This window comes from Streptomyces sp. RLA123, from assembly GCF_056270165.1.
Genome location: NZ_JBWDOR010000003.1, coordinates 6,069,656 through 6,093,404 on the forward strand (window position 1 = coordinate 6,069,656; position 23,749 = coordinate 6,093,404).

Below are 23,749 nucleotides of genomic sequence, written 5' to 3' on the forward strand. Positions count from 1 at the left end.
TATGGTTCCGCCATGCCGCAACTGCCCGATGCCGTGATGTGGTCGATACCCGCATTCGTGCTGCTCACCGTCCTGGAAGTGATCAGCTACCGGATCCACCCGGACGAGGACTCCGCCGGGTACGGCGCCAAGGACACCGCGACCAGTCTGTCGATGGGACTCGGCAGCCTCTTCTTCGACTTCCTGTGGAAGTTCCCGATCGTCGCGATCTACACCGGGGTGTACGCCCTCACCCCGCTCCGCGTGCCCGTCATCTGGTGGACGATTCCGCTGATGCTGCTGGCCCAGGACTTCCTCTACTACTGGCAGCACCGCGGGCACCACGTGATCCGCGTCCTGTGGGCGTGCCACGTCATCCACCACTCCAGCCGGAAGTTCAACCTCTCCACCGCGCTGCGCCAGCCCTGGACGAGCCTGACGTCCTGGCCGTTCTACATCCCGCTGATCGCTTGCGGTGTGCATCCGGCGGCACTCGCCTTCTGCTCCTCCCTCAACCTCGTCTACCAGTTCGGCATCCACACCGAGCGCATCGGGAAGCTGCCGCGCCCCGTCGAGTTCGTCCTCAACACCCCGTCCCACCACCGGGTGCACCACGCCTCGCAGGGCGGCTACCTGGACCGCAACTTCGGCGGCATCCTGATTCTGTGGGACCGGTTCTTCGGGTCGTTCGCCGCCGAGGCCGAGCGGCCGCTGTACGGCCTCACGAAGAACATCGCCACCTTCAACCCGCTGCGCGTGGCCACCCACGAGTACGCCGCCATCGCCCGCGATGTCGCCGCCGCCCGCACCTGGCGCGCCCGGGCCGGCCACCTGCTGCGCGGGCCCGGCTGGTCCCCGCGGCCCGAGGGCCCGGCGTGACCGCGCACCGGGAGGCCGTGCCCGCGGACGGCTCCTCCCCTCGGATTTCTGGTGACTTGCGGGCCCCTGGTGCGGCCCGCGCGGCCCGCGCGGCCCTCGCGGCGTTCGTCGCCGTCGCCGCCGCCCATCTGGCGGCGCTGTCGGTGTTGCCGGAGGGGGCGGGCACCGTGGAGGACGTCACCAAGGCGCTGCTGATGCCCTCGCTGGCGGCCTGGGCTGCGCTGCGGGGCGGCCCCCGCACATTGGTTGCGGCGCTCCTGCTGGGCTGCGCCGGCGATGTGCTCCTCCAGTTCGGCGGGGACACGGCGTTCCTCGCCGGTATGGGCTGCTTCGCGGCCGGCCACGTCTGCTACCTCACACTCATGGCGCGGCGCGGGGCGTTCTCCGTCCCCGGCCGGACACGGTGGGCGGCGGCCGGATACACGCTGGTGTGGCTCGCCGCGATCATCGTGCTGTGGCCCGGTCTGCCGTCCGCTCTGCGTGTCCCCGTCGCCCTCTACAGCCTGCTGCTGACGGCGGTCGCGGCCGGCGGCGCGGGGCTCGGCACTGCCGCCGCGGCGGTCGGCGGCGGGCTGTTCCTGCTCTCGGACACCCTCATCGCGACCCGGCTGGCCGGGCTGCCGCAGCCGCCCGCCGCCGGTTTCTGGATCATGCTCACGTACATCGCGGCGCAGTTCCTCCTCGCGGCCGGACTGTACGGTGGTACGTCTCCACTCGTACGAACAGCTAGGACGACTTCCGTATGCGCGCCACCGTGATCCACGCCCCCCACGACATCCGCGTGGAGGAGGTGCCCGATCCGGTCGTCCGGCAGCCCACGGACGCCGTCGTGCGCGTGGTGCTGGCCTGCATCTGCGGCAGCGACCTGTGGGCCTACCGCGGTGTCGCGGCGCGGCAGCCGGGGCAGCGCATCGGGCACGAGTTCCTCGGCGTGGTCGAGGAGACCGGCTCCGAGGTGTCCGGGCTGAAGCGGGGCGACCTGGTGGTCTCCCCGTTCGTCTGGTCCGACGGCGTCTGCGCGTACTGCGCCGACGGCCTCACCACCTCGTGCACCGAGGGCGGGTTCTGGGGCCAGGTCGGCTCGGACGGCGGCCAGGGCGAGGCCGTGCGCGTGCCGTTCGCGGACGCCACCTTGGTGCGGCTGCCCGCCGAGGCGCTGTCCGACGAGCGCCTGCTGACCGGTCTGCTGACCCTCTCCGACGTGCTGGGCACCGGTCACCACGCGGCGGTCGGGGCGGGGGTCCGGCCCGGCTCCACCGTGGCGGTCGTCGGTGACGGCGCGGTGGGCCTGTGCGGCGTGCTGGCCGCGCGGCGGCTCGGCGCCGAGCGCATCATCGCGCTCGGCCGGCACGAGGCGCGCACCGCCGTGGCCCGCTCCTTCGGGGCCACCGACGTGGTCGCCGAGCGCGGCGACGCGGCTGTCGCCGCGGTCCGCGAACTCACCGGCGGCCAGGGCGCGCACGCGGTGATCGAGGCCGTCGGCACCGAGCAGTCCATGCGCACCGCGGTCGCGATCACGCGCGACGGCGGCGCCATCGGCTACGTCGGCGTCCCCCACGGCAGCGGCACCGGCCTGGACCTGAGCGACATGTTCGACCGCAATATCGCCCTGCGCGGCGGGGTCGCCCCCGTTCGCACCTACATTCCCGAACTGCTGCCGGACGTGCTGGACGGCACGATCGACCCGTCCCCGGTCTTCGACCTGACGGTCGGTCTGGACGGCGTCCCCGGCGGCTACAAGGCGATGGACGAACGCACCGCCCTCAAGGCCCTGGTGAAGGCCTGAGAGCGGTGCGCCGGTGCCTTGGGCGCGCCGTCACTCGGTGACGGCGTCCAGGGCGTCCACGATGCCGTAGCCGTAGAAGCTGTTGACGTGCCGCCCGCCGGTGCAGGTGGCATCCTGCACGCCGTTGCCGTCGGGGTCGTACAGGCCCGTCGGACAGCCGGGGTTGTCGGCCTGCGCCTTGAGCATCCACTGCAACTGCTCGGGTGAGGCGTGCCGGTGGGTGCTCTTCAGCAGCGCGGCGACGCCCGCCACGTGCGGCGAGGCCATCGACGTTCCCTGGAGGTAGCCGTAGGTGTTGCCGGGCAGCGTCGACAGGATGCGGCCGTTCTTGGACGGGGTGCTCGGGATCTGGAAGCGGTCGCCACCGGGGGCGGCGACGTCGACGACACCGAGGCCGTAACTGGAGTAGTACGACTTCAGGTTCTGCACGCCGGTCGCTGAGACGGTGACGACGCCCGGCAGTTGGGTCGGGATGTCCCAGCAGACGTGCGGGTCGACGGTCCGGGTGACCGGGGTGGTGTCGTCGGGGCTGGTGGTGTCCACGATGGCGTCGGAGTCGAGGTCGTGGTTGGAGTTGCCCGCGGAGGCGATGTTCAGCACGCCCTTGTCATGGGAGTACCGGGCGGCCCGGTCGACCGCGTCGACGATGGCCCGCTGGTCGGGGTCGTCGAGGCAGTTGTAGAGCCAAGGGTCGATGTAGTAGCTGTTGTTGGTGATCTCGACGCTGTTCTCGGCGGCGAAGACGAAGGCGCAGACCACGCTCTCCGGGTAGAAGAGCTGCGTGACGGGGTCGGCCACCTTGATGGAGGCGACCCGCACACCCGGGGCCACACCGGCGACGCCGATGCCGTTGCGCGCTGCGGCGATCTCGCCCGCCACATGGGTGCCGTGGTAGGCGTCGGGGCTGTACGGACGCCAGGCGCCGGGGCTGGTGTCGGCCACGCCGCCCACGCAGTTGGCGGACTGCTTGGCCGAGAAGTTGGCCGTGAGGTCGGGGTGGGTGTCGTCGACGCCGGTGTCGATGACGGCGACGGTGACATGCCGGTCCCCGGGGTCGATCCTCGCCGCCTTGTCGGCGCCGATGGCCGCCAGGTCCCACTGGTCCGCCTCCAGCGGCTCCTGACCGGGTGCCGCCTTGGACCGGGCCTCGGCGGCCTCGGCCGCGGTGAGCTTCTCCGGGGCGCCCAGTTCGGTCGTGGAGGCGGTGGAGAGCGCCGCGGTGCGGGTGGCGCCCGCCGACTCCACGCCGCGCACCTTGCGCATGGCGCCGGCGAAGCCGGGATTCGCCGAGTGGACGACGATCACGCCGATCTTCTTGTACGTCGTGACGATGTCACCGCCGTTGCGGTCGATCGCCTGCTGGACGTCCTTGATGGTTCCGCTGTTGGTCCGGGTGGTGTTGACCACGTACGACAGCGACGGGCCGTCGGCGTGGGCGGTGCTGCCGCCCGAGGCGGTGACGGCGGCGGCAGCCGAGGCGGCGTTCGGCAGGAACGCGAGAGCACCCGCCAGCACCATGCCGATGGGTATCGCGAGAGCGCGGCGCCGACCTGGCAGGGGAGCCATGGGATCTCCAATCGTCCGACTACCCGTCACCGCGGCGGGTTGCCGCCGGACGGGTACATGACGAGGGAACCTAGCGCCGTCCCGAGCACACCTTCAATGCGTTTGCGAGGAAAGCTCGGATTCTGATTGGTAAGGACCTGACAATTTTCAACCACCGACCCCTGTTGAAGCCCATGGCCACGCCTTTACCATGCGCGGGTCCGATCTTTGCGTGACGTAGCTCACGTCGGCTCGCGTCGCGTGCTCGTGTCTGCCCAGCCCCGCCCCCACAGGAGGCATCGTGGATTCCGCACGACAGTCGGCTACCTCCGGTCCGCCGTCAGCGGCCTCGTACGCCGAGGTGCAGGCGAGCGCGGAGTTCGCCCAACTGCGCCGCTCGCACCGCTCGTTCGCCTTCCCGCTCACCATCGCGTTCATCACCTGGTACCTGCTGTACGTCCTGCTGTCGAACTACGCGGGCGGCTTCATGGACACCAAGGTGGTGGGCCACATCAATGTCGCCCTCGTCTTCGGGCTCGCCCAGTTCGCCACCACCTTCGGTATCGCCGTCTGGTACTCGCGCCACGCGAACTCCAAGCTCGACCCGCACTCCGACGCCATCAGGGCGCGCATGGAGGGCAGCCACGACACCACCGGTGAGACCGAGAGCACGGAGGCCTCCGCATGACCGCGTCGCACACCATGGGAGCCCAGGTCCTCGCGGCCGGGGCCAGCGACCACCGGACGCTGATCATCAGCCTCTTCTCGGTGTTCGTCGTGGCGACCCTCGCCATCACCGTCTGGGCCGGCCGCCAGACCAAGGACGCCACCGACTTCTACGCCGGCGGCCGCTCCTTCAGCGGCTTCCAGAACGGCCTCGCCATCTCCGGCGACTACATGTCGGCGGCCTCGTTCCTCGGCATCGCCGGCTCCATAGCCCTCGTCGGCTACGACGGCTTCCTCTACTCGATCGGCTTCCTCGTCGCCTGGCTGGTGGCGCTGCTGCTGGTCGCCGAACCGCTGCGCAACTCCGGCCGGTTCACCATGGCCGACGCCCTGGCCTTCCGGCTCCGCCAGCGTCCCGTGCGCACCGCGGCGGGCATCTCGACCATCGTCGTCAGCATCTTCTACCTGCTGGCGCAGATGGTCGGCGCGGGCGCCCTGGTGGCCCTGCTGCTCGGCATCACCGGTGAGGGCCCGCGGCGGCTGATCGTCGTCCTCGTCGGCGTCGTCATGGTGCTGTACGTGACGATCGGCGGCATGAAGGGCACCACCTGGGTGCAGATGGTCAAGGCGGTGCTGCTGATCGGCGGCACCCTGCTGATCACCATCCTGGTCTTCAGCAAGTTCCACTGGAACCTGTCCTCGCTGCTCGGCGCGGCGGCGGAGAAGAGCGGAAAGGGCTCGGCCTTCCTGGAGCCGGGCCTGAAGTACGGCGTCACCGCGACCTCGAAGATCGACTTCATCTCGCTGGGCCTGGCCCTCGTGCTCGGCACCGCCGGACTGCCGCACATCCTGATCCGCTTCTACACCGTCCCCACGGCCCGGGCCGCCCGTACGTCGGTCAACTGGGCGATCGGCATCATCGGTTGCTTCTACCTGATGACCATCGCGCTGGGCTTCGGTGCCGCCGCCCTGCTCACCCCGGAGACCATCACCACCTCCAACGCGGCGGGCAACACCGCGGCACCGCTGCTGGCCCAGGAGATCGGCGGCGGCGCCGGCTCCACGGGCGGCGCCATCCTCCTCGCGGTGATCTCGGCGGTCGCCTTCGCCACCATCCTGGCCGTGGTCGCGGGGCTCACGCTCGCCTCCTCGTCCTCCTTCGCGCACGACCTGTACGCCAACGTCATCCGCAAGGGGACGGCGAGCGAGAAGGAGGAGGTCGCCGCGGCCAAGATCGCGGCCGTGGCCATCGGGGCCGTCGCCATCCTGCTCGGCATCTTCGCGGGCAAGCTCAACATCGCCTTCCTGGTCGCCCTGGCCTTCGCCGTCGCGGCCTCCGCGAACCTGCCGACGCTGCTCTACAGCCTGTTCTGGAAGCGCTTCAACACCAGCGGCGCGCTGTGGAGCATCTACGGCGGCCTGATCACCTCCGTGGTCCTGGTGGTCTTCTCGCCGGTCGTGTCCGGCAAGGCGACCGCCATGTTCCCCGGCGAGGACTTCCACTGGTTCCCGCTGGACAACCCGGGCATCGTCTCCATCCCCGTCGGTTTCCTGTTCGGCATTCTGGGCACGCTCCTGTCCAAGCCCGAACCGGACGCCGACAGCAAGTACGCGGAGCTGGAGGTCCGCTCCCTTACCGGAGCCGGAGCCCACTAAACAGACTGTTGAACGTCAGTGCCGTCCCGTAGGCTGCGAAGTAACGGGACGGCACTGCCGTACCACCGACCCCACCGCAGGAGGGAGGCGCGCCGTGCTGCTGGACACCTACGGCCGGATCGCCACTGACCTGCGGGTTTCCCTGACCGACCGGTGCAATCTGCGCTGCACGTACTGCATGCCGGAAGAAGGGCTCCAGTGGCTCGGGAAGCCCGAGCTGCTCACCGACGACGAGATCGTCCGGCTGGTGCGCATCGCCGTCACGCTGCTGGGGGTCGAGGACGTCCGCTTCACCGGCGGCGAGCCGCTCTTGCGCCCCGGGCTCGTCGGCATCGTCGAGCGCTGCGCCGCACTCGAACCGCGCCCCAGGCTCTCCCTCACCACCAACGGCGTCGGCCTCGAGCGCACGGCCGCCGCCCTGCACGCCGCCGGACTGAACCGGGCCAACGTCTCCCTGGACACCCTGCGCCCCGAGGTCTTCCAGGCGCTGACCCGCCGCAAGCGGCACCATGACGTCCTGCGCGGTCTTGAGGCCGCCCGGGACGCGGGGCTGACCCCCGTCAAGGTCAACAGCGTGCTGATGCGGGGGGTCAACGACGACGAGGCCCCCGATCTCCTGGCCTGGGCCCTCGAAAACGGCTACGAGCTGCGCTTCATCGAGCAGATGCCGCTCGACGCCCAGCACGGCTGGCAGCGGGGAGACATGGTCACCGCCGAGGAGATCCTGGCGAGCCTGGCCACCCGCTTCGCCCTCACCCCCGAGCCCGACGAGGCACGTGGGCACGCCCCCGCCGAACGCTGGCTGGTCGACGGCGGACCCGCACGGGTCGGCGTCATCGCCTCCGTGACCCGCCCCTTCTGCCGCGCCTGTGACCGCACCCGCCTCACCGCCGACGGCCAGATACGCAACTGCCTGTTCGCCCGGGAGGAGTCGGATCTGCGCGGCGCACTGCGCTCCGGCGGATCCGACGAGGAGATCGCCGCGTCGTGGAAGGTCGCGATGTGGGGCAAGAAGGCCGGCTCCGGCCTCGACGACCCCTCGTTCCTTCAGCCCGACCGCCCGATGTCAGCGATCGGCGGCTGAGCCCCGCCCGTCTGCCGCTTCCTGCCACTCCTCGAAGCGCACGACGTCCTTGAGGAACCCCCGCACACCCAGGAACGACGAAAGATGCTCGCGGTGCTCCTCGCACGCCAGCCAGGTCTTGCGGCGTTCCGGAGTGTGGAGCTTGGGGTTGTTCCAGGCGAGCACCCACACGGCGGGGGCCCGGCACCCCTTGGCGGAGCAGATCGGCGATTCGTTGGTCACGAACCCCATCCAAACATGGCGACGCCGGGCAGCCACGGGGGGAGCCGCCCGGCGTCGGTCCGTCGCTCCGACGGGGGATGCGGAGCGCGTACGCAGTATGCCATGCGGAAAGGCCCCCAGTGGAGTGGATCCCCATGATTGATCTGAGCTTTTCTTGAGCTTCCAGGGACCGGAAAAGGCTCAGCCGTGACCGGAGGAAGAGCGTCCGTCCGCTTCCGTCTCGGCCTCCGCGGGAAGCCGCTCCCGCCCCGGTCCCAGCGCCGGGTGGACGACCGGCGGGAGGTGCGAGGACGGCAGGTTGCGGGCGTTCTCACGACCCGCGTTGGCGAGCACCACGGCGATGTACGGCAGCACCAGCCCGGCGCCGAGTGCCACCCACGCCAACGGGGTCCACACATGCCACAGGACGACGGCCAGGATGAACGAAAGGGTGCGCACGGACATCGAGATGATGTAACGGCGCTGCCGGCCCCTGACGTCGTCGGTGAGTCCCGCAGCCGTCCCGGTGATCGTGAAGACCCCGGGATCACTGTGCTTCCGCATCACGTTCCACCGCCTGCTCGAAATGCCGGAAGCTCCCGGTTCCGGCCCACTCCACGTTACGCCGCGGGTCCGCCGCATTCGAGTGCGGGGGCGGTCTCCGGGTGAGACCGCGGGACCGCCGTACGGCGTATGGCGGAGCCCCGCATGCGACGTACCGCGGCCACGCACAGACTGACGGCATGAACTGGGTCTGGGCGATCATCGTCGGCATCGTGCTCGGCTTCCTCGCGAAGCTCCTCCTGCCGGGCAGGCAGGACATCCCCTGGTGGCTCACCATCATCTGCGGCATCCTCGGCGCGTTTCTGGGGAACGCGGTATCCGGCTGGCTCGGCGTCAAGCACACCTCGGGCATCGACTGGATCAGGCACGTACTGCAGATCCTGGGTGCCATCCTCATCGTGGCCGTGGTCACGCCGCTGTGGGCCTCGCTCCGCGGCAGACGGCAACGCACGGCCGTCTGAGCCCCGGCCGCCTCAGGGACGGTGCTGCCGCAGAAAAGCGGGCGGCACCCGGTCGGTGAGCCACACGCCGTTGGCGCTCACCCGGAAGACATGACCCGTCGCGGACAGCCCCGCGGCGTCCACCTCGAGCACCACAGGACGGCCGTGCCGCGCGCCCACGCGTACGGCCGTCTCCAGATCTGCCGACAGGTGCACATCCTGACGGGTCATCGGGCGCAGCCCCTCGGCCAGCACGAACGGCAGGGTCGTGCTCGCGGTGCCGTGGTAGAGCACGGCCGGCGGCTCGGCGGCGGCCAGACCGAGGTCGACCTCCACCGAGTGGCCCTGACTGGCGCGGATCCGCCGGCCGTCCTCCGAGTACGCGTACCGCTTCTTGTTGTTGCTCGCCACGACATGGTCGAGGTCGGCACGCGAGAAGCGCCGGCCCGCCCGGGCGGACGCGGCCATCAGTTCGTCCACGCCCACCCAGCCCCCCTCGTCGAGGGCGATCCCGATCGAACCCGGATCGTGCCGCAGCACGCGGGCCAGGAACTTCGAGACCTTGACCGTCTGCTTCTCGTCCATCGCCCACCCCTTGTCCCCGGTCAGACCCCCTGGCTGACCGAACTCATGTTGAAGTCCGGGATCCGCATCGCCGGGAAAGCGGCCCGGGTGAACCAGTCGCCCCACTCGCGCGGCAGCGTCCGCTCGGTGCGGCCCACCTCGGTGACCCGGCCCAGCAGGTCCACCGGCGACTCGTTGAACCGGAAGTTGTTCACGACACCGGTCACCTCGCCGCCCTCGACCAGGTAGACCCCGTCGCGGGTCAGCCCGGTCAGCAGCAGGGTGGCCGGGTCCACCTCGCGGATGTACCACAGGCAGGTCAGCAGCAGTCCGCGTTCGGTGTCCGCGACCATGTCGTCCAGTGAGCGCTTGCCGCCGCCGTCCAGGATCAGATTGCCCCCGACCGGCGCCGTCGGGAGGCCGGTCAGTCCCGCGCTGTGCCGGGTGGTGAACAGCCGGCGCAGCACGCCGTCGCGCAGCCAGTCGGTCGGCTCGACCGGCAGGCCGTTGTCGAAGACCGACGAGTCGTCCCCCGATGCGTGCGCGATGACGAACGGCGCCGACTCCAGGCCGGGTTCGTGAGGGTCGCTGCGCAGGGTCAGCGGCAGCTCCGACAGCCGCTCGCCGATCCGCGTGCCCCCGCCGGGCTTGCTGAAGACCGTCCGGCCCTCGGCTGCGTCCCGGGCCGCCGAGCTCCACTGCTGATAGATCACCAGATCCGCCACCGCCGACGGCGGCAGCAGCGTCTCGTAGCGCCCTGCGGGCAGGTCGATCCGGCGCTCGGCCCAGGCCAGCCGCTGTGCCAGGTCGGCGTCGAGTGCCGCCGGGTCGACGTCGGTGAAGTCGCGGGTGGCCGCGCCGGCCCACGCCGAGCGGGACATGTCCTGCGATTTGGCGTTGAGTTCGAGCGTGCCGCTGGGCTGGTCGTGGCGCAGTCGCAGGCCCGTCGAGGTGCCCAGGTAGGTGGAGGTGACGCTGTGCTGGGCGAAGCCGTACAGCCGCCGGCCGCCGGCCCGGGCGACGGCGAAGGACTCGCCGAGCGCCGGGGCGAAGGCCGCGAAGACCCCCGAGCCTGTCTCGGCGGGCGGCTCGGTGAAGCCGGCGCTCGCGGGTACCCCTTCGACCAGCGGCTGGGCGTCCTCGGCGGGGCCGCCGTCGCGGGCCGCCGCCTCCGCCGCCCGCACCAGCGGCTCCAGGTCCCCGGCGGTGACCGCGGCCCGCGACACCACACCCGAGGCCGTGCCCTGCGCGCCGTTCACGGTCGCGATCACCGTGAGGGTGCGGCCGCGGGTCACGCCGTTGGTGGTCAGGGCGTTGCCCGCCCAGCGCAGGTTGGCCGAGGAGTCCTCGTCGGCGATGACCACACAGCCGTCCGCACGGGACAGCTCCAGGGCCCGCTCGACGATCTCGTGGGGCTTGGAGAGGGTGCTCATCGACCGGCCTCCTGCGTGGTGTTGAGGATGTTCACGCCGCGGAAGAGCGCGGACGGGCAGCCGTGCGAGACGGCGGCGACCTGGCCGGGCTGGGCCTTGCCGCAGTTGAAGGCGCCGCCGAGGACATAGGTCTGCGGACCGCCGACGGCCTCCATGGAGCCCCAGAAGTCGGTGGTGGTCGCCTGGTAGGCGACGTCGCGCAGCTGACCGGCCAGCTCGCCGTTCTCGATCCTGAAGAAACGCTGCCCGGTGAACTGGAAGTTGTAGCGCTGCATGTCGATGGACCACGAGCGGTCGCCGACGATGTAGATGCCGCGCTCCACGCCGCCGATCAGCTCCTGCGTCGACGGGCCGTCCGGCGCGGGTCGGAGCGAGACGTTCGCCATCCGCTGCACCGGCACATGGCCAGGGGAGTCGGCGTAGGCACAGCCGTTGGAGCGCTCGAAGCCGGTCAGCCGAGCGATGCGGCGGTCCAGCTGGTAGCCGACCAGGACGCCGTCCTTGATCAGGTCCCAGGACTGGCCGGCCACGCCCTCGTCGTCGTAGCCGACGGTCGCCAGGCCGTGCTCGGCGGTGCGGTCGCCGGTGACGTTCATGTGCGCGGAGCCGTACTGCAGCTTGCCCAACTGGTCGAAGGTGGCGAAGGAGGTGCCGGCGTAGGCGGCCTCATACCCCAGCGCGCGGTCCAGCTCGGTGGCGTGGCCGATCGACTCGTGGATGGTCAGCCAGAGGTTGGACGGGTCGACGACCACGTCGTACGCGCCCGCCTCGACCGAGGGGGCCGCCATCTTCTCGGCGAGCAGCCCCGGGATCTCCGCGAGCTCCGCGTCCCAGTCCCAGCCGGTGCCGGTCAGGTACTCCCAGCCGCGGCCGGCAGGCGGGGCCAGGGTGCGCATGGAGTCGAACTCGCCGGAGGCCGGGTCCACGGCGACGGCGGTCAGCTGAGGGTGCACCCGCACGCGTTGCTGGGTCGTCGTCGTGCCCCACGTGTCGGCGTAGAACTTGTTCTCGTGGACGGTCATGAGGGAGGCGTCCACGTGCGACACGCCCGGGGCGGCGAGCAGTCGGCCGCTCCACTCGGCCAGCAGAGCGGTCTTGTCGGCATCGGGCACATCGAAGGGGTCGACGTCGTACGCCGAGACCCAGACCTTGTCCGCGTGCACCGGCTCCGGCGCGAGCTGCACGCGCTCGTCCGAGCCCGCCGCGGCGATCACCTTCGCCGACAGCTTCGCCATGGCGACCGCCTGGCCGGCCACTCGCGCCGCGGCGTCCATCGTCAGGTCCACCCCGGAGGCGAAGCCCCAGGCCCCGCCGTGCACCACGCGTACCGCGTAGCCCATGTCCGTCGTGTCCGAGGAACCGGACGGTCTGCCGTCGCGCAACCGCCAGGCGGCGCCGCGCACCCGCTCGAAGCGGAAGTCCGCGTGTTCCGCGCCCAGTGCGCGGGCGCGTGCCAGCGCTGCGTCGGCCAGCGCCCTCAGCGGCAGCGCCAGAAATGACTGATCGACCTCATGGGGCACGACGGCCTCCCCTTCTGCCCGATGCGTCAACGTCGGTGTGCGTCATGTGCTCCGCAGTGAATCATGCCCCTCCGACACTGCCCCCGCCTGCCGTTTTCTGTAGGGACTCGACAGCGACGCGCACGTGCCCCTGTCGGGGGTCGATTCTCCGTACCGCCGCGTAGGCAGATAGTTTTCGGTGTACAAGACCACTATGGAAAGGGTGATCCGTTGAGCCGCTCGGTTCTCGTCACCGGAGGAAACCGGGGCATCGGCCTCGCCATCGCCCGGGCCTTCGCCGACGCCGGTGACCAGGTCGCCATCACTTACCGCTCGGGCGAGCCGCCGGCCGGCTTCCTCGCCGTCCGCTGCGACATCACGGATCCCGAGCAGGTCGAGCAGGCCTACAAGGAGATCGAGGAGAAGCAGGGCCCGGTCCAGGTGCTGGTGGCCAACGCCGGCGTCACCCGCGACCAGCTGCTGCTGCGCATGTCGGAGGAGGACTTCGCCTCCGTCATCGACACCAACCTCACCGGCACCTTCCGCGTGGTCAAGCGCGCGTCGAGGGCGATGCTGCGCGCCCGCAAGGGCCGCGTCGTGCTGATCTCCTCCGTGGTGGGACTGACGGGCCAGGCGGGCCAGGCGAACTACGCCGCGTCCAAGGCCGGCCTGGTCGGGTTCGCCCGTTCCCTCGCACGCGAGCTCGGTTCGCGCAACATCACCGTCAACGTCGTCGCCCCCGGCTTCGTCGACACCGACATGACCCGCGTGCTCACCGACGAGCAGCGCAAGAGCATCGTCGGCCAGGTCCCGGTCGGCCGGTACGCGCAACCCGAGGAGATCGCCGCCTCGGTCCGCTTCCTCGCCTCCGACGAGGCCGCATACATCACTGGAGCCGTCATTCCCGTGGACGGCGGATTGGGCATGGGTCACTGAGCATGAGCGGAATCCTCGCCGGCAAGCGCGTCCTCATCACGGGCGTGCTGATGGAGTCCTCCATCGCATTCCACACCGCCAGGCTCGCCCAGGAGCAGGGTGCCGAGATCGTCCTCACGGCGTTCCCGCGGCCCACGCTCACCGAGCGCATCGCCAAGAAGCTGCCCAGGCCCGTCAAGGTCATCGAGCTCGACGTCACCAACGGGGAGCACCTGGCCTCGCTGGCCGACGTGGTGCGCGAGGAGCTCGGCGGCCTGGACGGCGTCGTCCACTCCATCGGCTTCGCGCCGCAGGACGCGCTCGGCGGCAACTTCCTCAACACGCCGTTCGAGTCCGTCGCCACGGCCATGCACGTCTCCGCGTACTCGCTGAAGGCGCTCACCATGGCGTGCCTGCCGCTGATGCAGGAGGGCGGCTCGGTCGTCGGCCTGACCTTCGACGCGCAGTACGCCTGGCCGCAGTACGACTGGATGGGCCCGGCCAAGGCCGCTCTGGAGGCCACGTCGCGCTACATCGCGCGCGACCTCGGCAAGCAGAACATCCGCTGCAACCTGATCTCGGCGGGCCCGATCGGCTCCATGGCCGCGAAGTCCATCCCGGGCTTCAGCGAGCTTGCGGACGTCTGGAACCACCGTTCCCCCCTGGAGTGGGACGTGTCCGACCCCGAGCCGGCCGGCCGCGGCGTCGTGGCGCTGCTCAGCGACTGGTTCCCCAAGACCACGGGTGAGATCGTGCACGTCGACGGCGGCCTGCACGCGGTCGGCGCCTGACGCCGGCGCGTCTTTCCCGTCGTTCGTTCCTTCGTACGGCCCCGGTGCCGCCTTCGGGCGGGCCGGGGCCGTACGCGCGTTCGGGGCCGATGTCCCCCGTTCGGCCCAGCAGACCGGGTGGGGCCGGGTGCGCGCCGCCACCATGGGGTGCGGGGCGAGCGGGGCGAGCGGGACGAGCCGGGGGCGAGCGGAGGGCGGGTGCATCGTGCGTGTGCGCTTCTACGCGGTGGCGGCCGCCGCGGCGGCCTCGGTGGTCGCGGGCCCGGCCGCCGCGGTGGCCAGGGCGGCCTCCGGGGCGCCGGGGGACACCGAGTGCCGCACCTCGGTGCAGGGCAGCGAGGGTGTGGCGGTGTGCTTCAACCCCGATCCGGACCTCGACCATGTGCAGCTGCACATCGAGTGCGCCCAGTGGTGGGACCCGGACGTGGACGGCCCGCAGGTCCCGGTGGGCCCCGCGGAGACAGTGACGCTGAGCGACCGCTGCTGGGAGGAGATAGGCAGCGTCTGGGTCACCCGTCTGCCGGACGGAAGCGGCAGCTGAAGGCATGGCCCGCGGCCTCCTCCGAGGCCGTCATCGGGTCGCCCTGCCGGATCGCCTCGACCAGCCGGGTGTGGTCCACGTACGTCTCGGCGCTCAGCTCGTCGCCCACGTCGGCGCGGAGGAACTCGCGCAGCACCTCGCCCAGGTCGGCGTACAGCTCGGCGATGACCTCATTGTGCGAGGCGGCCACGACCGACAGGTGCAGGGCGGCGTCGGCGTCCACGAAGACGTCGGCGCGACCGGCGTGCCAGGCCCGTTCGCGCCGCGCGAGGGCCGCGTCCAGCTGCCTGAGGTCCCGCTCGGTGCGCCGCGAGGCGGCGAGCGACGCCGCGGAGGCCTCCAGAGCGCTGCGCAGTTCGGCAACGTGCCGGGGATCGGAGTCGGCGAAGCGGCGGTGCATGACGCCGGCCATCTCGCTCGTCGCCAGCACATAGGTGCCCGATCCCTGGCGGATGTCGAGCAGGCCGTTGTGCGCCAGGGCCCGGACGGCCTCACGGACGGTGTTGCGCGCCACTCCGAGCTGCTCCACCAGCTGCGTCTCGGTGGGGATGCGCGATCCCACCGGCCACTCGCCGGAGGTGATCTGGGCGCGCAGTTGCGTGATCACCTGGTCGGCGAGCGCGGACCGCCGGGGCGAGGTCAAGGGCATGGACCCTCCTCAATATTCATCCCATCATTCTATGATGGCGCCCATGCGTGACGACGAAGCCACAACGATCGACCCTGCCACGGCAGGCGCCGCCCTGCCCGTACAGACGTCCGCCGCTCCGCAGAGCATGACGCAAGCGCGCGCCCGTACTCGCGTCTTCGTCGCCGCCGCGCTGGTCCTCGCCGCGCTCAACCTGCGGCCCGCCATCACGAGCCTCGGCGCGCTCATGGAGGAGGTCCGCGACGGGCTCGGCATGAGCGGGACCGTCGCCGGACTGCTCACCTCCGTGCCGGCCCTGTGCTTCGCCCTCTTCGGCGTCGCCGCGCCGCGCCTGGCCCGCCGCCGGGGCCCCGGCGCCGTGGTCTGCGGGGGACTGGCCGCCATCGCACTCGGACTCGCCCTGCGCCCGTTCGCCGGGGGCACGGTCGGCTTCCTCGCCGCCAGCGCCCTGGCGCTGGCCGGCATAGCCGTCGGCAACGTCCTGATGCCCGTGGTCGTCAAGCGATACTTCCCCGACCGCGTCGGCACCATGACCGGGCTGTACTCCATGGCGCTCTCCCTGGGCACGGCCGTGGCCGCCGCGGCCACCGTCCCCGTGACCCGCGCCCTGGGCGGCCACTGGCGCGCCGGCCTCGGTGTCTGGGCGGTGGTCGCGGTCGTGGCCGTCGTGCCCTGGTTCGCCCTTGTACGCGACCGCAGTGGCGCGGGCACCGGTGCCGCGCCCGTCGCCGCGGCGCCCGCCCCCGCCGCGGCCGGCCGCATCACGCACAGCCGCACCGCCTGGGCACTGGCCGTGTACTTCGGCCTCCAGGCCACCGGCGCCTACATCACCATGGGCTGGCTTCCGCAGATCTTCCGTGACGCGGGGATCTCGGCCTCCACCGCCGGGGTGCTGCTCGCCGTCACCATGGTGATGGGTGTGCCGCTGTCCTTCGTGCTGCCCGCGCTCGCGGGGCGGATGCGGCACCAGGGCGGACTGGCCGTGGGCCTCGGCCTGTTCGGACTGTGCGGCTACGCGGGACTGTGGCTCGCGCCCGCCGCCGCGCCCTGGGTGTGGGCGCTGCTGCTCGGGATCTCCAACTGCTCGTTCCCGCTCGCTCTCACCATGATCGGGATGCGCTCGCGCACCGGCGCCGGAGTGGTCCGGCTGTCGGCCTTCACGCAGTGCACCGGCTACCTGATCTCCATCCCGGGCCCGATCCTGGTCGGCGTCCTCTACCAGCACAGCGGCGGCTGGGACCTGCCCGTCGCCTTCATGCTCGCCCTTCTGGTGCCGCAGATCGCCGCGGGCCTGGTCGCCGGACGCGACCGGTCCGTGGAGGACGAGCTCTGACGGATCCGGCGAACCGGGCGCCCCGGAGACGCGGGCGTCCCGGGCGACCCGGATGCGGGCCGGCCGCGGACCGGTGCGAGACTGAGTCCATGCCCGTGCTCGAGCCCAACCCCCCGCAGCCGCAGAAGAAGCTCCTGATCATCTTCGGCCTCATGCTCGCCGTCCCCGCTCTCGTCGCGGTGATCGCCACCATCGGCGCCAAGTTCGGCTGACGTCTGCTTCCGGCCCGGACCCGGGGGCCCGGGGTGGGGACAACCCCACCTCCCCTAGGGGGCCAGGGTCAGGGTCAAGTGGGTGGGCCACCCGATGGGCCGGCGCTCCGCGGTTCCGTAGCTTCGAGGTGCAAGGTCAATCAGCACCCGCACCTCGGAGGCGGTCCCGTGTCCACGCAGGCTGTTCCCTCGCGCGCTCAGCGCCCACGCACCGCTCGTGCCGCGGCGGAGGGTGCCGCGCAGACGCGCCTGCCCTGGTGGGCGGTCGCGCTGCCCGCCCTCGCCTTCGCCGCGCTGCTCGCGTTCGCGGCCGGACCCGGCGCCGCGGACGCCTCGGCCGCCGAACCCGCCGCGCGCCTGTTCACCCGGCTCGCAGAGCTGCTCCCGGCGTTGCTGCAACACCTGCTGTAACCTCCGCACGCCGCCCGCGATCCGGGCCGCTCCCGCGCCTGCCGGGCGGTTTTCTGGAAAGCTGAGGGTCATGAGCGCAGCTGCATCGCCCCGCCGGATCGTCCTGCTCCGGCACGCCAAGGCCGATTGGCCCGCCGTTCCCGATCACGAGCGGCCCCTGGCCGACCGTGGACGCAAGGAGGCGTCGGTCGCCGGCCGCAGGCTCATGGAGCTGGACATCCCGTTCGATCTGACCCTCTGCTCCTCGGCCGTCCGCACCCGCGACACCTGGAAGCTCGTCGCCCACGAACTCCCCCACCGCCCCAGGACCGTCTACGAGGAGCGTCTGTACGACGCGACCCTGGGCGACCTGCTCGCGCTGCTCGACGAGACCCCCGAGGACGTCGGCGACCTGCTGCTGGTGGGCCACAACCCGGGTATCCACGCCCTTGCCGACGCTCTGGCCGGCACCAGCGAGGGGGACGCCATGGCGCGGGTCCACAGCACGGGCTTCCCCACCGCGGCGATCGCCGTGATCACCTTCACCGGTCCCTGGAAGTCGGTCGAGCACGGCGTGGGACGCCTGGTCGAGTTCTGGTCCCCGCACGACTGACCGGGCCGCGTACGCCGGCGACGGACCCGGGGCGGCACGCCCGCCCACCGGGTCCGCCGCGCGGCCGACGGTCCCCGAGGGCCGCTACGCCTCCACCGCGCCGTCCAGCGCGTCGGCGGCCTCGACCTCTTCGCGCGTGATGCCGAGCAGATAGAGCACGGTGTCCAGGAACGGCACATTGACCGCCGCGTCGGCCGCCTCCCGCACCACCGGCTTGGCGTTGAACGCCACGCCGAGCCCGGCGGCGTTGAGCATGTCCAGGTCGTTCGCCCCGTCGCCGATCGCCACGGTCTGGTCGAGCGGCACCCCGGCCTCCGCCGCGAAGCGCCGCAGCAGCCGTGCCTTGCCCGCACGGTCCACGATCTCCCCGACCACCCGCCCGGTGAGCCGGCCGTCGACGATCTCCAGGGTGTTGGCGGCCGCGAAGTCCAGCCCCAGCCGCTCCTTGAGGTCGTCGGTGACCTGCGTGAAGCCGCCCGAGACGACACCCACCTGGTAGCCCAGGCGCTTGAGCGTACGGATCAGGGTGCGGGCGCCGGCCGTCAGCCGGACCTCCTGGCGCACCTTGTCGACCACGGACACGTCGAGCCCCGCCAGCAGCGCCACCCGCGCGTGCAGTGACTGCTCGAAGTCCAGCTCGCCCCGCATCGCCCGTGCCGTCACCTCGGCGACCTCCTCCTCGCAGCCTGCGTGCGCCGCGAAGAGCTCGATCACCTCGTCCTGGATGACGGTGGAGTCCACGTCCATGACCACCAGCCGCCGCGCCCTGCGGTGCAGCCCGGACGACACCACGGCCACGTCCACCCCGCGCTGGTGCGCCTCCAGGGCGAGCAGTGGGCGCAGCGCGTCCGTCGCGACCCCCGACACCGCGAACTCCACGGCCGTCACGGGGTACTTCGCGAGGCGGAAGATGCGGTCGATGTTGCCGCCCACCGCGGTGATGCGGGTCGCTATGGCCGCCGTCGACTCCGCGGTGAGCGGGTGCCCGAGCACGGTCACATGGGAGCGGCCCTCGCCGCGCGGCCGGTTGTCGCCGATGCCGGAGATGATCTCGGCCTGCAGCCGCACCGATTCGGCCCAGGAGTGCACCGTCGCCCGCAGCGCGCCCTCCACGCCCGGCCCTGTGGGTGCGGTGACCAGCGCGCAGAGCACGATGCGGCCACGGGTGACGACCTGCTCGATGTCGACGACGTTCACCTGGAACCCTGCGAGGGTCTCGAAGAGCCCGGCGGTGAGGCCCGGCCGGTCCTTGCCGAAGATCTTGACCAGGAGGGTCGGCACGTTGACGGCGGGGGCAGTGGTCGCCTGTGATGCGTCGTTCATGGTGAGACCACCGTATCGGGCGGCCGGACCCGCACGAAGACGCGTTCCGCCTGCCGGACAGTGCCCGTGGTCAGCGGCGCCGTCCCGGCGCGCCGGGTGGCGGCGGATTCTGCGGGGGCGGCCCCGGGGGCCGGCCCGGCGGCGGACCGGGCGGCGGGGGCAGCGGCATCCCGGTGACGGTCCGCGCCGAGTGCGGGGGGTCGGAGGGAGGCGACTGCTTGTACGGGTTGGGTTCTTCCCCGTGGGGCTGATAGCCGGGGCTGGGGAGGTAGGGGCCGGGCTCGTACGCGATACCCGGATAGGTGCGCCCTGAGTCCCGCGGGCCCGCGGACCCGGGGGCCGCCGCCTGCGGCGGCTGCGGATGCGGCCCGGCGGGGCTGCCACCGGTCGGCCTCGTCGGCACGTACGGCGACACCCTGCGCCCGGCCGTGCCCGTCGCCAGGGCCAGCAGCGCCCCCAGCCCGCCCGCCGCGGCGCCCCAGGCGGCACCCAGGAGCAGCGCGAGCGGCATGCTGCCGTGCAGATCGATCCCGGCCCCCACGGCGTCGAAGCCGAACACTGAGACACCCGCGTCCACGGAGACCCCGGTGAGCTGCACCAGCAGGGGGAAGGCGAGTGCCGTGACCGCCCCGAGGCTCAGCGCGCAGCTCCCCGCGTACCCTGCCCGCGACGTTCCCCGCAGGGGCGTGCGGGCCGCGGCCAGCGCCCCGGCCGCCAGCATCATCAGCGCGACGGCCACCGTCAGCAGCCAGACCCGGTGGTCGAGTTCGGACAGCCGTCCCATGGTCACCGGTTCCTGGGTTTTTCCCGTCAGCAACCGGTCGAGAGGGTCGGGCAGCACCTTGGCGAGCTCACCGGTGGCCGTGCCCTTCCAGGAGACGAACAGCCCCAGCGGCACCGCCAGCCAGACCCCGTTGGGCGCCCCCAGGAGCGCGGCGCCGGCGATCCGCTTCGGCTCGTCCCCGGTGGCGGCCGCGTAGCCGGCCGCCGCGTACCCCGCGACCACGGCCAGCAGCAGCACCCAGCGCAGCGCGGAGGCCGCCGGGCGGACCAGCGTGTGCACCGCCTCCAGACCGGGCGGCAGCGGCGTGCGCCGCGAGGTGAGCAGCGCCAGCAGCAGCACGGCAAGGACCCACAGCAGACCGCCCAGCAGCGAGCGGCCGGTGTCCACATGGAAACTCACCGAGGCCTTGGCGTCGATCAGGTCCCGCAGCCCGTCACCCAGCCCGCCGCCGGTGTCGCCGATCCCCGGCAACTGGTCGATCAGGCCGCCGCCCCCGCCGGCGCCCTTGCCCGCGCCCAGCGCCGCTCCGTCGATGGCGATCGTGTCCTCGCCCGCCCAGCCCAGGACACCGAGCAGCGCCACGAAAAGGACCGTCACCGTCCCGGCGCGCGCGACGAGTTCGCCGGCCGGGATCCTGATGCCCGCCCCGCGCAGCGAGCGCAGGAAGATCCAGGCCAGGAGCAGCGCCCCGACCAGCCCCACCCCCAGCGGAAGGACGTCGATCGCGCCGGCCGCGCCCGCCCCGTCGAGCCCGAACACCGCGACGTCCCCGGACGGGCTCACCTTGCCGCCCACGGCCAGGGCCACCACCGCGGCGGTCATCGGCCCGAGGGAGCCCGCGGTGTCCGCCCCGAGCAGATGGAGCCCGAGCGCCGCCACGCCCACCATCGCCAGGTACGCCCAGCTGACGGCCGCGATCGCGGACAGCAGGACGCCGCCCCAGGGGATCGCCCGTGGCGGGTGCCGGGGCGCGGCGGATGGTGGTGTGGAGGTGTACGTCGTCATGCCCGCCCCCGAGGTGTCGCGTCCGGACCGCCTGTGATGCCTGCGATGCTCATGCCCCGGTCCGTCATGATCCGCACGGATCCCGGGCGGTTACCACTCTCCGGTGGTGTTTGGGTGGCGTCAACGGATTCCCGGTAGCCCGTTCACATCGTTCCGACTGGTGGGATTCCTGCCGGACGGTCGTGTCTGGAACAGTTCCTCCCGGTGCTCGCAATCCCTAGACTCCCCCCATGGGGGACAACCCGGGGGACAACTTTGTGGGGCTTGGGGTGCCTGAACTCGTACTGGAACTGAACGGTCGCACCTGGACGCTCGATTCGTCCCGGTCGTACAGCCTCGGCCGGGACCCGCAGTCGGACGTGGTCCTAGACGACGCCAGGGTCTCCTGGCGGCACGCCACCATCCGGCACGGGGAGCGGGGCTGGGTCCTGGAGGACCTCGGCAGCACGAACGGCACCTATGTGCAGGGCCAGCGTGTGCACGCCCACGAGGTCGCCGCCGGTGCCACCGTCAACCTCGGCAACGCCAACGACGGCCCGCAACTGGTCTTCAGCGGCGGCCGGTCCGCGGGCGGTGACATCTACAGCGCGGAGACCGCACTCGCGCGACCGCAGCAGGCCCGCCAGTCGGGTCCCGCCGCGCAGAAGGCACCTGCACGGGGCGCGTCGACGCCGCAGAACGGCTGGAACGGCAACGGCTCGCAGCCGCACGTGCCGCAGCCCGCCCACGGCGGACAGGCGCCGCAGCCGCGCATCCCGGCCCCGCACGGGCCCTCCGGCGGCATGGGCTCGGCGCCGCCCGTCTACGGCGACCGCAGCCCGACCACCTTCCACCACCTTGTGCTCGGCCGTGTGATGAAGATCGGCCGCGCCCTGGAGAACGACCTCGTCGTCTCCGACCTCCAGGTCTCACGGTTCCACGCGGAGTTCCGCGCCCACCCGGACGGCCGCTACGAGATCGTCGACCTCGGCAGCCACAACGGCACCTATGTCAACGGCCAGCCGATCCAGCGTCATCTGCTGGGCCCCAACGACATCGTGGGCGTCGGCCACTCCACCTTCCGGCTCGTCGGCGACCAACTGGAGGAGTTCGTCGACACCGGCGAGATCTCCTTCTCCGCGCGCCGGCTCACCGTGACCGTCCCTCAGGGCAGCGGCACCAAGAACATCCTCAACGACGTCTCCTTCGGCGTCCCCGAGAAGTCGCTGGTCGCCGTCATCGGCCCCTCCGGCTCCGGCAAGTCGACGCTGCTGCGCGCGCTCACCGGCTACCGGCCGGCGGACGAGGGGGAGGTGCTGTACGACAGCCGCAACCTGTACAAGCAGTTCGCCGAGCTGCGGCAGCGCATCGGGCTGGTCCCGCAGGACGACATCCTGCACAAGGAGCTGACGATCCGCAAAGCCCTGCGCTACGCGGCCAAGCTCCGCTTCCCCGGCGACACCAAGGCCGCCGAGCGCGAGGCCCGCATCGACGAGGTACTGCGCGAACTCAAACTCGACGTGCACGCCGACAAGCGCGTCACGTCGCTGTCCGGAGGCCAGCGCAAGCGTGTCTCCGTCGCCCTGGAGCTGCTCACCAAGCCTTCGCTGATCTTCCTGGACGAGCCCACTTCCGGCCTCGACCCGGGCATGGACCGCGACGTGATGAAGCTGCTGCGCGGTTTGGCCGACGACGGCCGCACGGTGCTCGTGGTCACCCACTCCGTGGCCGAACTGGCCCTGTGCGACAAGCTGCTGGTGATGGCGCCGGGCGGCGCCGTGGCGTACTTCGGGCCGCCCGAGGAGGCGCTGAACTTCTTCGGCTACGAAACCTGGGCCGACGTCTTCTCCGCCTTCGAGAGCTACCGCGACTACGACTGGTCCGGTCGCTGGCGCGGCTCCCAGCACTACCAGATGTACGCCGCCGACCTGGACGCCGTCGCGCCGCAGTCCGTAGCCGTGGCCCCGCAGCAGACGAAGCCGCCCAAACCGCAGAGCTGGGGATCGCAGTTCGTCACCCTCGTCCGGCGCTACATGTCGGTGATCGCCTCCGACAGGGGTTTCATGGGCCTGATGGTGATCCTTCCGGCGGTCCTCGGCCTGGTGAGCGTGGTCATCCCGGCGGACTTCGGACTGACGGCCGCCGACCAGCCGGACAAGTTCAACCCCGATGCCGGCACGATCCTGCTGATCCTGGCCGTGGGCGCCTGCTTCTCAGGCGCCGCCAACTCGGTGCGCGAACTGATCAAGGAGCGCGTCATCTACGAGCGGGAACGCGCCACCGGGCTGTCACGCTCGGCGTACCTGTTCTCCAAGGTGTTCGTCCTCGGCCTGATCAGCGCCCTCCAGGGCGTCATCATCTGCGCGATCGGGCTGTCGGTCCGCAAGCTCCCCGACGAGGGCCTGATCGTCAAGGGCTTCCCGGCCGCCGAGATCACCTTGGTGATCATCGGACTGGGCTTCACCTCGATGATGTTCGGCCTGGTCATCTCCTCGCTGGTGAAGACCGCGGAGAAGACCATGCCGCTGCTGGTCATGTTCGCCATCGTCCAGGTCGTCTTCACCGGGGTGCTCTTCCAGATCTTCGGCACCGTCGGCCTGGAGCAGGTCGCCTGGCTGATGCCGTCCCGCTGGGCGGTCGGCGCCGCCGGCGCCACACTGGACCTGGGACACATCATGCCGCCGTGGGACCAGGCCAAGCCGGACAACATCGACCCCCTGTGGGAGCACTCGGCCGCACAATGGGGCACCGACATGGGCATCCTGCTCGGCATCGGCCTGGTGTGCGGCTTCCTCGTCCTGAGACTGCTGCGGCGCCACGAGCCGGAGGTCATGCGCAAGTAGCGCACCAAACCCTCCGGGCCTCCCTGGCACGCACAAGGGCGGCGGATTCCCGACCGGGAATCCGCCGCCCTTGTG

General features: G+C 71.5%; 24 protein-coding genes. 15 read left to right on the forward strand and 9 right to left on the reverse strand.

Features of this window, described 5'->3' with window-relative positions; all coding sequences use genetic code 11:
• Nucleotides 1–12 precede the first annotated feature (12 nt).
• Genes RV983_RS27700 through RV983_RS27710 form a run of 3 tightly spaced genes read left to right on the forward strand, consistent with a single transcriptional unit; the run spans nt 13 to nt 2,644 of the window.
• Nucleotides 13–858: a sterol desaturase family protein gene (locus RV983_RS27700; RefSeq protein WP_475988439.1), complete on the forward strand. Its 846-nt coding sequence runs from the start codon at nt 13–15 to the stop codon at nt 856–858.
• On the forward strand, nt 855–1,616 hold the full coding sequence (locus RV983_RS27705) for a lysoplasmalogenase (protein WP_475988440.1): 762 nt from the start codon (nt 855–857) through the stop codon (nt 1,614–1,616). The genes RV983_RS27700 and RV983_RS27705 overlap by 4 nt, the downstream gene beginning before the upstream one ends.
• A complete protein-coding gene (locus RV983_RS27710) occupies nt 1,601–2,644 on the forward strand; it encodes a zinc-dependent alcohol dehydrogenase family protein (protein WP_475988441.1) in 1,044 nt (347 codons plus the stop codon). Before RV983_RS27705 ends, RV983_RS27710 begins: the two co-directional genes overlap by 16 nt.
• A gap of 30 nt (nt 2,645–2,674) precedes the next feature.
• Here the strand turns inward: RV983_RS27710 and RV983_RS27715 are convergent, their stop codons facing one another.
• A complete protein-coding gene (locus tag RV983_RS27715) occupies nt 2,675–4,210 on the reverse strand; it encodes a S8 family peptidase (RefSeq protein WP_475988442.1) in 1,536 nt (511 codons plus the stop codon).
• Nucleotides 4,211–4,490: 280 nt separating this feature from the next.
• Here RV983_RS27715 and RV983_RS27720 point away from each other — a divergent pair, with 280 nt between their 5' ends.
• The 3 genes from RV983_RS27720 to moaA all read left to right on the forward strand — a co-directional run bounded on the left by RV983_RS27720 (nt 4,491) and on the right by moaA (nt 7,595).
• Nucleotides 4,491–4,877 carry a DUF485 domain-containing protein gene (locus RV983_RS27720; protein WP_475988443.1) on the forward strand — a complete coding sequence of 129 codons (387 nt, stop codon included), beginning with the start codon at nt 4,491–4,493 and terminating at the stop codon, nt 4,875–4,877.
• Entirely contained in the window at nt 4,874–6,511 is a 1,638-nt protein-coding gene (locus tag RV983_RS27725; RefSeq protein ID WP_475988444.1) for a solute symporter family protein, read from the forward strand. Before RV983_RS27720 ends, RV983_RS27725 begins: the two co-directional genes overlap by 4 nt.
• Before the next feature lie 94 nt (nt 6,512–6,605).
• On the forward strand, nt 6,606–7,595 hold the full coding sequence (gene moaA / locus RV983_RS27730; RefSeq protein ID WP_475988445.1) for a GTP 3',8-cyclase MoaA: 990 nt from the start codon (nt 6,606–6,608) through the stop codon (nt 7,593–7,595).
• Here moaA and RV983_RS27735 read toward each other — a convergent pair.
• Nucleotides 7,578–7,826, reverse strand: coding sequence for a hypothetical protein (locus RV983_RS27735; protein ID WP_475988446.1), 249 nt, complete (start codon nt 7,824–7,826; stop codon nt 7,578–7,580). The two genes, moaA and RV983_RS27735, sit on opposite strands and share 18 nt — an antisense overlap.
• Before the next feature lie 171 nt (nt 7,827–7,997).
• Nucleotides 7,998–8,360 (reverse strand): DUF3099 domain-containing protein, encoded by a 363-nt coding sequence (locus RV983_RS27740; protein WP_475988447.1) that lies wholly within the window; start codon nt 8,358–8,360, stop codon nt 7,998–8,000.
• 179 nt (nt 8,361–8,539) lie between these two features.
• Here RV983_RS27740 and RV983_RS27745 point away from each other — a divergent pair, with 179 nt between their 5' ends.
• Nucleotides 8,540–8,821, forward strand: a complete 282-nt coding sequence (locus tag RV983_RS27745) for a GlsB/YeaQ/YmgE family stress response membrane protein (protein WP_475988448.1) — start codon at nt 8,540–8,542, stop codon at nt 8,819–8,821.
• Between the two features lie 12 nt (nt 8,822–8,833).
• Here RV983_RS27745 and RV983_RS27750 read toward each other — a convergent pair whose 3' ends face one another.
• From RV983_RS27750 to RV983_RS27760, 3 genes are read right to left on the reverse strand one after another with little or no spacing between them, the layout of a single operon-like run.
• The gene (locus tag RV983_RS27750) at nt 8,834–9,385 is read right to left on the reverse strand and encodes an RNA 2'-phosphotransferase (RefSeq protein WP_475988449.1); all 552 of its coding nucleotides are present in this window, start codon (nt 9,383–9,385) and stop codon (nt 8,834–8,836) included.
• A 20-nt stretch (nt 9,386–9,405) separates the two neighbouring features.
• A complete protein-coding gene (locus tag RV983_RS27755) occupies nt 9,406–10,797 on the reverse strand; it encodes a metallopeptidase TldD-related protein (protein WP_475988450.1) in 1,392 nt (463 codons plus the stop codon).
• Nucleotides 10,794–12,317 (reverse strand): TldD/PmbA family protein, encoded by a 1,524-nt coding sequence (locus RV983_RS27760; RefSeq protein ID WP_475988451.1) that lies wholly within the window; start codon nt 12,315–12,317, stop codon nt 10,794–10,796. Before RV983_RS27760 ends, RV983_RS27755 begins: the two co-directional genes overlap by 4 nt.
• A 210-nt stretch (nt 12,318–12,527) precedes the next feature.
• Here RV983_RS27760 and fabG point away from each other — a divergent pair, with 210 nt between their 5' ends.
• The 3 genes from fabG to RV983_RS27775 all read left to right on the forward strand — a co-directional run bounded on the left by fabG (nt 12,528) and on the right by RV983_RS27775 (nt 14,543).
• The gene (fabG, locus tag RV983_RS27765; RefSeq protein ID WP_475988452.1) at nt 12,528–13,232 is read left to right on the forward strand and encodes a 3-oxoacyl-[acyl-carrier-protein] reductase; all 705 of its coding nucleotides are present in this window, start codon (nt 12,528–12,530) and stop codon (nt 13,230–13,232) included.
• A 2-nt stretch (nt 13,233–13,234) separates the two neighbouring features.
• A complete protein-coding gene (gene fabI / locus RV983_RS27770; protein WP_475988453.1) occupies nt 13,235–14,002 on the forward strand; it encodes an enoyl-ACP reductase FabI in 768 nt (255 codons plus the stop codon).
• A gap of 205 nt (nt 14,003–14,207) precedes the next feature.
• Entirely contained in the window at nt 14,208–14,543 is a 336-nt protein-coding gene (locus RV983_RS27775) for a hypothetical protein (protein WP_475988454.1), read from the forward strand.
• Here the strand turns inward: RV983_RS27775 and RV983_RS27780 are convergent.
• A complete protein-coding gene (locus RV983_RS27780; RefSeq protein WP_475988455.1) occupies nt 14,512–15,192 on the reverse strand; it encodes a FadR/GntR family transcriptional regulator in 681 nt (226 codons plus the stop codon). The genes RV983_RS27775 and RV983_RS27780 overlap by 32 nt on opposite strands.
• A gap of 43 nt (nt 15,193–15,235) precedes the next feature.
• Here RV983_RS27780 and RV983_RS27785 point away from each other — a divergent pair, with 43 nt between their 5' ends.
• From RV983_RS27785 to RV983_RS27800, 4 genes are all read left to right on the forward strand, one after another.
• Entirely contained in the window at nt 15,236–16,525 is a 1,290-nt protein-coding gene (locus RV983_RS27785; protein WP_475988456.1) for a CynX/NimT family MFS transporter, read from the forward strand.
• Between the two features lie 89 nt (nt 16,526–16,614).
• On the forward strand, nt 16,615–16,737 hold the full coding sequence (locus tag RV983_RS27790; protein ID WP_319661286.1) for an SGM_5486 family transporter-associated protein: 123 nt from the start codon (nt 16,615–16,617) through the stop codon (nt 16,735–16,737).
• A gap of 168 nt (nt 16,738–16,905) precedes the next feature.
• Nucleotides 16,906–17,148: a hypothetical protein gene (locus RV983_RS27795; RefSeq protein WP_475988457.1), complete on the forward strand. Its 243-nt coding sequence runs from the start codon at nt 16,906–16,908 to the stop codon at nt 17,146–17,148.
• Nucleotides 17,149–17,218: 70 nt separating this feature from the next.
• A complete protein-coding gene (locus tag RV983_RS27800) occupies nt 17,219–17,740 on the forward strand; it encodes a SixA phosphatase family protein (RefSeq protein ID WP_475988458.1) in 522 nt (173 codons plus the stop codon).
• An 84-nt stretch (nt 17,741–17,824) separates the two neighbouring features.
• Here RV983_RS27800 and serB read toward each other — a convergent pair whose 3' ends face one another.
• Together serB and RV983_RS27810 are read right to left on the reverse strand one after the other, a co-directional pair.
• Complete coding sequence (gene serB, locus RV983_RS27805) at nt 17,825–19,063, reverse strand: phosphoserine phosphatase SerB (protein WP_475988459.1); 1,239 nt, start codon at nt 19,061–19,063, stop codon at nt 17,825–17,827.
• A 70-nt stretch (nt 19,064–19,133) separates the two neighbouring features.
• Entirely contained in the window at nt 19,134–20,852 is a 1,719-nt protein-coding gene (locus RV983_RS27810) for a streptophobe family protein (RefSeq protein WP_475988460.1), read from the reverse strand.
• A 230-nt stretch (nt 20,853–21,082) separates the two neighbouring features.
• Here RV983_RS27810 and RV983_RS27815 point away from each other — a divergent pair, with 230 nt between their 5' ends.
• The gene (locus tag RV983_RS27815; RefSeq protein ID WP_475988461.1) at nt 21,083–23,674 is read left to right on the forward strand and encodes an FHA domain-containing protein; all 2,592 of its coding nucleotides are present in this window, start codon (nt 21,083–21,085) and stop codon (nt 23,672–23,674) included.
• The last annotated feature ends 75 nt before the right edge of the window (nt 23,675–23,749 follow it).

Coding starts and splice junctions, on each gene's coding strand:
- RV983_RS27800 (WP_475988458.1), top strand. CDS start 17,219: ATGAGCGCAGCTGCATCGCCCCGCCGGATCGTCCTGCTCCGGCACGCC.
- RV983_RS27715 (WP_475988442.1), bottom strand. CDS start 4,210: ATGGCTCCCCTGCCAGGTCGGCGCCGCGCTCTCGCGATACCCATCGGC.
- serB (WP_475988459.1), bottom strand. CDS start 19,063: ATGAACGACGCATCACAGGCGACCACTGCCCCCGCCGTCAACGTGCCG.
- RV983_RS27740 (WP_475988447.1), bottom strand. CDS start 8,360: ATGCGGAAGCACAGTGATCCCGGGGTCTTCACGATCACCGGGACGGCT.
- RV983_RS27745 (WP_475988448.1), top strand. CDS start 8,540: ATGAACTGGGTCTGGGCGATCATCGTCGGCATCGTGCTCGGCTTCCTC.
- fabI (WP_475988453.1), top strand. CDS start 13,235: ATGAGCGGAATCCTCGCCGGCAAGCGCGTCCTCATCACGGGCGTGCTG.
- RV983_RS27750 (WP_475988449.1), bottom strand. CDS start 9,385: ATGGACGAGAAGCAGACGGTCAAGGTCTCGAAGTTCCTGGCCCGCGTG.
- RV983_RS27815 (WP_475988461.1), top strand. CDS start 21,083: ATGGGGGACAACCCGGGGGACAACTTTGTGGGGCTTGGGGTGCCTGAA.
- RV983_RS27710 (WP_475988441.1), top strand. CDS start 1,601: ATGCGCGCCACCGTGATCCACGCCCCCCACGACATCCGCGTGGAGGAG.
- RV983_RS27810 (WP_475988460.1), bottom strand. CDS start 20,852: ATGACGACGTACACCTCCACACCACCATCCGCCGCGCCCCGGCACCCG.
- RV983_RS27780 (WP_475988455.1), bottom strand. CDS start 15,192: ATGCCCTTGACCTCGCCCCGGCGGTCCGCGCTCGCCGACCAGGTGATC.
- RV983_RS27755 (WP_475988450.1), bottom strand. CDS start 10,797: ATGAGCACCCTCTCCAAGCCCCACGAGATCGTCGAGCGGGCCCTGGAG.
- RV983_RS27735 (WP_475988446.1), bottom strand. CDS start 7,826: ATGGGGTTCGTGACCAACGAATCGCCGATCTGCTCCGCCAAGGGGTGC.
- RV983_RS27700 (WP_475988439.1), top strand. CDS start 13: ATGCCGCAACTGCCCGATGCCGTGATGTGGTCGATACCCGCATTCGTG.
- RV983_RS27785 (WP_475988456.1), top strand. CDS start 15,236: ATGCGTGACGACGAAGCCACAACGATCGACCCTGCCACGGCAGGCGCC.
- RV983_RS27725 (WP_475988444.1), top strand. CDS start 4,874: ATGACCGCGTCGCACACCATGGGAGCCCAGGTCCTCGCGGCCGGGGCC.
- RV983_RS27790 (WP_319661286.1), top strand. CDS start 16,615: ATGCCCGTGCTCGAGCCCAACCCCCCGCAGCCGCAGAAGAAGCTCCTG.